This window comes from uncultured Rhodococcus sp., from assembly GCF_963525155.1.
GTDB lineage: Bacteria > Actinomycetota > Actinomycetes > Mycobacteriales > Mycobacteriaceae > Rhodococcus_F > Rhodococcus_F qingshengii.
On record NZ_CAURKP010000193.1, the window covers coordinates 1 to 9050 of the forward strand.

2 protein-coding genes and 1 tRNA gene are annotated in these 9050 nt (G+C 66.2%); 2 read left to right on the plus strand and 1 reads right to left on the minus strand.

The genetic code is table 11. The features are described from left to right. A partial coding sequence (locus RWT78_RS25180) for a fatty acid synthase subunit beta domain-containing protein (RefSeq protein WP_314681700.1) occupies window positions 1–7749 on the minus strand: 7749 nt, incomplete at its 3' end. 419 nt (window positions 7750–8168) lie between these two features. Here RWT78_RS25180 and RWT78_RS25185 point away from each other — a divergent pair. After that, window positions 8169–8885: a hypothetical protein gene (locus tag RWT78_RS25185; RefSeq protein ID WP_218681654.1), complete on the plus strand. Its 717-nt coding sequence runs from the start codon at window positions 8169–8171 to the stop codon at window positions 8883–8885. A 73-nt stretch (window positions 8886–8958) separates the two neighbouring features. After that, a tRNA-Leu gene (locus RWT78_RS25190) sits at window positions 8959–9040 on the plus strand. Window positions 9041–9050 lie beyond the last annotated feature (10 nt).

Sequence of the window (9050 nt, forward strand, 5' to 3'; positions counted from 1 at the left end):
GGCCTGAGCCTCTGCCTCACTGCCGACCACGAAGCTCAGATCCTTGTCCAGGAACACGGAGGTGAGCAGCGGAGCGGTGTTGTCGATCATCGCGCCCTCGTCGACGTAACGACGGATGCCGCAACGCTCGACGACTGCGTCGTGGTACTTGTCGGCGATTTCCGCCTCGGGTACCAGGTCACCGGATTCGACGTCGTACCAGCCCGGCTTGGGGTCGTTCTCCCAGACGATGAGTCCGGTGTTCCACGCCAATTCGAGAACGCCTGCGGCAGAGAGCTGCTCGTCGACCTCCATCTCGAAGCGGGTACGCGAGGAACCGTAGGGTCCGAGCTCTCCGGCACCCACGATGACCACGAGGTCCGCGGGGGTGACGTCCAGTTCGGGCCAGCTCGGAGCCTTGACCGAGTCGTCGATGCGAGCCGGCGCGGGCAGCGCCAGGATGCTGGACTCGTCCACTGCTTCGTCGACAGCCTCGGCGATCTCGGCCACCTCGGCAGCTTCCTTGGCCAGTGCGGCGAGGTCGAGGTTCGCCTGGGCGAGCCCACCGGTCAGGTCGACCTCGAGCGGAGCCTCGGCAGCAGCGCGCCGCGACTCGCGGGTTGCCGTCTTCAGCAGTTCGGTCGCCATCTCCTGGGTGGACCAGGTGCGGACGCCCGCAGCTTCGACTGCGTCGACGATCGGATCGTTGTGACCCATGAGTCCGGTTCCGCGAACCCAACCGATGACCGCATGTGCCAACGTGACCCGCTCGGCCCAGTTGCGCTCGGCCTTCCAGCGATTGACCACGGCGATCAGCGAAGCCTTGGCCTCGCCGTAAGCACCGTCGCCGCCGAACGTTCCGCGGTTCGGCGAACCGGGCAGCACCACGTGCAGGTGCGTGTCGACGTCGCTGTCGTAACCGATCTTCGACAGACCGCCGATGAGGCGCTCCACCGACCAGAGCAGCACGCGCATTTCCATTTCGGCGCGAGCGCCGGCGTCGGAGAGTTCGCCGCCGACACGGGGAGCTGCGAACGGGAAGAGCATCGTCGGCGTCATGGCCGGCTTGATGAGCTTCTTTGCGCCGCCTGCGTTCTCGGTGGCTTCGTTGCCGATCCAGTCGATCAGTGCGTCGACGTCGGTGTACGACGCCATGTTCGCGGGAACCACCCAGAGGGCTGCACCGGCGCGAGCGTTCTCGCGGTACAGGTCGCGGTAGAAGCCGAGACGCTGACCGTCGAGCCGCGAGGTGGTCACGAATACCGTTGCGCCACCGGCAAGGAGCTTGCCCGTGACTGCTGCCGCGATGGAACCCTTGCTGGCGCCCGTCACTACTGCGACCTCGCCTGCCCACTCGGGTGCGTCGGATTCTGCCGCAGCAGCCGCATCAGCGATGCGGGTGTAGACCTCGGCGAGTGGGGTGCGGCCTTCGTCGGTTGCACGGGTGGCCCACCACTTCGCCTGTGCGGCGACGGTGGAGCCGGCACCGATGAAGTTCTCGACCGACAACGCGGTGTCACCGAGCCAAATGCGAGCGAGATCCTCACGCGCACTTGCCCAGCGGTCGTCGAGCAGCACTGCCTTCTGCGCGTCGAATGCCGGAGCAACCAGACGCGGCCAGTCGGAGCCGAGTTCAGCCGAGACCAGGTCGACCAGTTCGGTGTCCTCGACCGTCGTGACTGCTGTTTCTTCGTTCAGTCCGAGCTGCTCGAGCACCAGGCGTGCGGCCGAGGCCAGAACGCCGTTGCGACCGGTGATGTTCTCGGTGAACTCACCCAGAGCGGCTGCGTCGACAGTTCCGCCGCTTCCGCCGCCGGTAGCCGGCAACGAGACGCTGACTCCACGAGCAGACCCGACCGAGGCAACTGCGCTGTCGATGACTGCGTCCACTGCTGCCGCGTCGGCCAGTGCGCCGGAGCTCAGGCCACCGAGGTCGCCGCCGCGGATGCTGGCGCCGTCACGAGTACCGAGAGCCACTGCTGCGGTGACGTGGTGTGCCCAGCCGTCGCCCAGTTCCCAGACCTTCTTGACGCGGTCGGCGATGTAGCCGGGACGCTTGCCCGAGGGGCCGAAGACCTTGCGCAGGTGATCGTTGATCGAATCGGAGAGCACCGGTCCGAACGGCTTGTACGTACGGGCGAGCTTGTCGACGGTTGCCCCCAGGGAGCCCATGTCGGCGTCTGCGGCCCCGTCGATGGCACCGAGGGAGAGCTCGGAGCCGAGGTCGACCAGAAGCTGGTTGCGACGCGAGGAAACGCCGTCGCACAGTGCCTCGATCGTGTCCGCGGGGCCGACCTGATCGGGACGGAGCTTGGTCCACAGGCTGATCAGGACCTTCGTGGCGTCGGGCGCCTTGAAGGTGAGGTCGTCCGGACGCGGTCCACCCGAAGGTGCAGCCGGCGCGGCAGCGGCAACCGGAGCAGCGGCCGCGGCGGCCGGAGCAGCCTGCGCGGCAGGCGCTTCGATCTCGTCGTCGTCATCGACAGCGGGGTCGACGTCGGTGCCGTAGACGATCGCAGCTTCGCGCTCGACGTTGAGAACCTCGACCGGGTAGCCGAAGCGGCCCGGCAGCTTGAGGGTCTGCGACGCGAGGTTCGCGACGGTCGGGGCAGCGCCGAGACCGATCTCGACGAAGCGTTCGACCCCGAGCCCTCCTTCGGACTCGTCACCGAAGAGCAGGTCCTGCGTCTCGATCCAACGGACCGGGCTGGCGAACTGCCAAGCCAGCAGCTCGATCAGGATGATGCGGGACAACTCGTGAGTGCGCGTTGCGTAGCTGTCGAAGTCTGCGAGGACTTCCTGCAGCGGCTCGGACGGCACCAGGTCGGCGATTTCCTGAACGAAGTCACGACGCAGCGAGAACGGCTTCGGAACCAGGTTCGGGATGTAGCGGCCGATCAGGATGTCCGGATCGATGTCGTGCGGGAGCAAGTCCTGCAGGCACACGCGGAAGTCCGCCACGCCACCGCGAAGGACGGTGGAGTGGAACGGCACGTCGATGCCGGGAACCTGGATGTATGCCCGCTTGCCACCGAATTCTGCTCGGCGACGGTCGATTTCGACCTCGAGTGCGTCGAGACCGGCTACCGAGCCGGCAATGGCGTACTGGCTGCCGCGCAGGTTCAGGTTGACGATTTCGAGGAACTCACCGGAAGACTCGGCGACACCGGCGACGAAGCCCTGCACGTCGTCGTCGGAAACACCGATCTGCGACGGGCGGATAGCGGCCATGCGGTAGTCGGAGCGTCCGGCTTCGTCGCGGGGAACGAGCTGGTGCATGGCCGAGCCACGCTGGAAGACGACCTCGAGAAGCGCTTCGAGCGGGAAGACCTCGGCGACAGCGGCGAGTGCGTTGTACTCACCGACCGAGTGACCGGCCAGAAGCGAATCCTCGATGAAGGTTCCGGACTCGCGCAGCTCGGCAACCTGGGCAACACCGAGAACGGCCATGGCGACCTGGGTGAACTGGGTCAGGTGCAGGACACCGTCGGGATGCCTGTGCTCGACACCACGGGCCTTGACGGTCACCGGGTTGTCGCGCACGACAGCGAGAATCGAGAATCCGAGTGCCTTACGAGTGTGCTTGTCCGCGCGCTCCCAGACGTCGCGGGCGGCCTTGGAGCGTGCGCGAGCGTCGAGGCCCATGCCCGGGCGCTGAATGCCCTGGCCGGGGAAGGCGTAGACGGTCTTCGGCGCGGCGGTGCGGCCGGTGGCGACCATGACCAGTTCACCGTCGATGCGGCAGCCGACCTCGACGATTTCCGCGCCCTGGTCGATACCGACACGATCGACACGGACGTCGATCTCGGCGCCGGGTCGAACCATCCCGAGGAAGCGAGCGGTCCAGGCGGTCAGGCGGCGCGGCGGGACGCGGGTCTCGGCCGGGTCGACTGCGGTGACTACCTGCTGCGCTGCGGCGGAGAGCCACATGCCGTGCACGATCGGGGTTCCGAGGCCGGCCAGCAGAGCGGCGTTGTCGGAGGTGTGAATCGGGTTGTGGTCACCGGAAACCTGAGCGAAGGCGCCCATGCTGACCGGAGCGAGGATCTTCGCGTCACGGCGACGACGACGCGAGGTGTCGACAGCCGCATCGCTGATCGATCCACCGGCGCGAGCCGGGTCGGCGAGTTCGCCTGCACCGGTGCGTCCGCGGATCGCGAAACGCTCGGTCATGGTGACGACTGCGGGGGCGTCGAGGCCCTCGCCGAGCATGGCACCGACCTCGACCTTGACCTCGACGACACGACCGAGGTCGGTGTCGAGAACCGAGGCGACCTCGGCATTGACCACGAGAATGCTTGTCTCGGAGGGAAGTTCACCGACGAAGTGGACGGTGTGGTCGAGGTGGACCAGGTCGAGCATGCCTTCGATAACGGAAAGACTGTCCAGCTTGGCTGCGCCGAGGACGGCGAAGACGGCGGGCCAGCATGCTCCGACGACGACGTCCGGAACAGCCTTGCCGCTGACACTGAGCGTGGCGGGCAGACCGGAACCGGTGACACCGGCGTGATCGGCGATTCGATCGGGAACCCACGCGACGTTGAGGCGGGCCTTGCCGTTCTTGACTGTCGGAAGTTCCTGTCCGGCAGCAACTGCCAGCAGCGCGGACATCGCACCTTCGGCGTCTGCCTCGGTGACAACCGGAGCGCCGCCGTCGACGACGGACTCGGGGATCGTGATCGTGATGTCGACGGACTTGCCTGCCACCAACGGAACCGAAAGCAGCACGTGCGAGGAATCGACGACGGTCAGACTGGAACCGGTGGTGCCGTGAACTGCCTTGTCGGCAGACTCTGCACTCCACTCGTCGAGGTCGCCGAGACGACGGACGGGGTTCTGGGTCAGGCGGCCGGCCCACTGGAGGTCAGGAGCCGAGAGAACGGCGTCGAGAAGTCCGGGTGCGGAATCCTGGTGGCGACGGCTCGCGAGTGCAACCGGAGTGGTTCCGGCAGCAACCAATTCGTCGTAGGTCGCCTTCTCGAAGCGATCGAGCAGGTCACCGACCGGCTCGTCGACACGGGTGATGCCGGCGACGGCAACGGTGCCGGGGATGACGCAAACCTGATCGGCGGTGTAGCGGGGGTCGTGTGCCTGCCACAGGGAGTCGCTGCGCCACCAACGACGCACGTCACCGTCGACGACGGGAACGAAGTTGACCGGCTTGCCCGGCGTCTTGCACAACGAGATGAAGAACGAGACGTCTGCGGGATGCAGAACGGTGGTCGAGTAGTCCGGGTACGACGCCTGCAGTGCGCAGATCGCAGCCTCGGGGCGCTCGAGGGTCTCGGCGTCAGCGAACAGTGTGGGGATCGGGCCGCGGTCGACCGGGTGCAGACGCGCCTCGGTGCGCTGGAGCATCTCGCCGAAGCGAGCACGCCAGGTGATGTCGAGCCACGGGCTCGACGTCGCCTCGACGATGGCGTCCTGAAGATCGGCGCCGCAGTCGAATTCCTTCGCCGCGTCGATGCCGACGGTCAGCTCGAGGTAGCGGCGCAGCCACTGTGCGTACGTCATGGTCTCGACGTCGCCGAAGTACGGCTTTGCGGTGACGTCGAGGGCGGCGATGATCTCGTCGCGGCGCTCGGCCACTGCCTCGGAATCGCCGGCAACCTCGTCGAGGAGGCGCCCGGTACGCGAAGCCGCGTTGTCGATCTCGTGGATGTCGGCACCGAGCTGGCTACGGCCGGAGGCCATTCCGCCTTCAGCGGTACCTGCACCGACCCAGTCCGGCGTACCGGGTGTGTCGACGAGGAGCTGCTTGACCTCGGGAGAGGTGGTGGCCTCGAGAGTCGCCATGGCTGCGGTGCCGACCAGGATGCCGTCGACGGGCATGGCCGGGAAACCGGCTGCGGCGGACCAGCGACCGGTCAGGTAATCAGCTGCGCGCTCAGGTGTTCCGATGCCGCCACCGACGCAGATGACCAGGTTCGGACGTGTACGCAGCTCGGCGTACGTGTCGAGGAGCAGGTCGTCGAGGTCTTCCCACGAGTGGTGTCCGCCGGCGCGGCCGCCTTCGATGTGGACGATGACCGGGAAATTCGGAACCTCGTTGGCGATGCGGATCACGGAGCGGATCTGCGCCACGGTGCCGGGCTTGAATGCAATGTTGGTGATGCCGATCTCGGACAACTCGTCGATGAGGGCAACAGCCTCTTCGAGTTCCGGGATACCGGCGGTGACGATGACGCCGTCGATGGGAGCACCGGCGGTACGGGCACGCTGCACGAGGCGCTTGCCACCGAGCTGCAGCTTCCACAGGTACGGGTCGAGGAACAGGGAGTTGAACTGGACCGCGCGGCCCGGCTCGAGCAGCATCTTCAGCTCTGCGACACGGTCTTCGAAGATTTCTTCGGTGACCTGCCCGCCACCGGCAAGCTCGGCCCAGTGACCGGCATTGGCTGCCGCGGCAACGATCTTGGCGTCGACTGTCGTCGGCGTCATACCTGCGAGCAGGATGGGTGAACGACCGGTCAGCTTCGTGAACGCGGTCTCGACGCCGATACGGCCGCCGGGAAGCGCAACGGGCTTCGGCGCGAACTCGGACCACGAACGTGAGACCTCAGGTGCTGCACCGGGGGTGAGCAGATTGCGGTGTCCGCCGCGGGTGGCTGCGGCAATGATGCCGATGCCCTGTCCACGCAGCGAAGAGGACGTCATACGGGTCAGCTGATCGCTGGGTCCGAGATCGAGAATCCACTTGGCGCCGGCGGAGATTGCGCCGTCGACAGCCTCGACCCAGTCGACCGGATCGACGAGGACACCCTGTGCAAGTTCACGCGCACGGTCCGCGTCGAGACCGCAACGGGTCGCCCAGCTGCCGACGAGTTCGACGGCCTCGGTCAATGCGGGGTGATGGAAGCCGATTTCGGTGTCGAGCGGATCGAAGGACGGCGCGAAGACGGAACCGCCACGCTTCTTACCCTCACGCTCGCGGGCTTCCTCGGCTTCGATCTGTTCACAACGCTCTTGCACGCGTGCCAGCTGAGCGGGCGGCCCGGCGAGAACGACGCGGCGACGGCCGTTGCGGATGGCGAGGACAGCCGCGCGCTCAGGCGCCACACCCTCGGCAAGCTCGGCGACGATGGCGGCGAGACGCTCGGGATCGACGCCCGAGACCGCAACCATCGGCTTCGCGGAGGCGCCGGCGATGACGCCGCGGCGACGGCCGACCAAGCTGGCAGCAGCACCGACGAGCTGTGCGACGGCGAGGAGTTCACCGTCGTCGTTTCCCTGCGCGGCTACGGCAGCCGTGGCCAGAAGGCCCTGCGAGTGGCCGATGACGGCAGCCGGCGGGTTACCGGCTATATCCAGACCCTGAGCGGAGAGTGCACGCAACGCCGCAAGCTGCGTGAGGAAGACGCCGGGGAGTGACGCCGGAGCTGCGGTGAGCGCGGCAGCGGAAGGCCCGGCCGACTTCTCACCTTCTTCTTCGTCGACGATCTCGGCTTCGAGCATCCACGCGATCGGATCGAATCCGACCGGGCGAACCACGAGGAGATCCTGTGCGACGGGCGCGAGGCGTGCTGCTGCGTCGTTGACCAGATCGGTCAGAACGGGCTCCAGTCCGTTGTCACGGCTGAGCTCCTCGAGCGAGGTGAGCCAGGGAGCGCCCTGTCCACCGAAAGCGATTGCGTAGGAAACGCCGTTGTTCAGCGAATCGACGAGGGCACCTTTGCTGGTCGTGCGGGACTGTCCCCCATCGACGCCGAAACGGCGTCCACCCTTCGAGTCGCGTCCGTTTCCTGTAGGTGTCGTGTCATCGATCGTCACGCGTACGTCCTCTCCTGGTCACCTCTGCGGCGAGGTGGGATTTGCGGTGTGCTGCCCGGCTGAAGTGCTCGCGAATTCGTCGAGAGAATCGACGGAGTCAGGGCGTTCGTGCAAGACAAGGTTTACACAGAATCATGAGGATTTCCTCACGTTTGTCGGCACCCTGGAAATCTGGACTTTCGGGGCCGTGATCTTCCTCACGAGACTTCGAGAAAGTGACTCGCGAGTAGGTCGCGAACGCCCTGCCTGGGACTGTTACCGGGATTTCCAGAAACCTGAGGAACCCCTCATATTTATTGTTACCAATTCGTGACCTCCTTGACGGACGGTCGATCCCGTGCGTTCCGGGCCACAATCTGTCGGACCCCCTCGCTACGTTCAGCGCGTCCACGCCGGACAACTTCTCGGGGGGAGAAATCATGAAAGACACAGACGTAGTCAGAGCGGCCGAATTCATCGGCGCCGAGCTTCCGCGCGAGGCGTGGCCGCATTGGAATCAGGGATGGCCGCGCGAGTCCGAAGCCGCCCTTCTCGATGCGATCTTCTCGTCGCGCGCCGCCTATGGAACACCGAAGACCGGAGTCCGCGCCGTCGTCGACCGTTGGCGCACACACCGCTCGGTAGCCGCCGACGATCGCCTCGACAGCTTGCCCGCCCTCGCCGCCTTCACCGACCGTGGCGACGAGCTCGCAACGATTCTCGGCAATCGCCAGCGCGTGCCGGGCAACTACTTCACCAAAGCCGAGGGTGCGGCTCGTGCGGCCAAGGCGCTCGTCGAATCCGGTTGCCGGTCCAGTGCCGACGTCGAGGACACCGAAAGCCTCCGTTCGGCAGTCGTCTCCGTTCCGGGGCTCGGCCCCAGGACCTTCGAGACACTGATGTTCCTGTCCGGGAGGTTGACGGTAACTTCGATCGACCTGCTTGCACGGTTCGCCACCGAAGCAAGCAGTAGCGAGAAATTGTTGTCGAGCACCGACGCAGCCGAGTTGCTCGTTGCGGTTGCCGAACATCTCGATGTCGATGTTCAAACGCTCACCCACGCTGCGTGGCGATATCAACGCACCGCTGAGCAACCGCGCCGATCGGAGAGATCCGCTACGCCGCCGGCAGCGGATCCACTTGCCACAACGGCGTGAGAGCGCCCGGGCGCATCCCGACCAGGGTGGTGTGCCCGCGAGCGATTCCACTCGCGTATCCTTTGAATTCCGCGCGCGAGTGGCGGAATTGGCAGACGCGCTGGATTTAGGTTCCAGTGTCTCAGGACGTGGGGGTTCAAGTCCCCCCTCGCGCACAACGAAAAG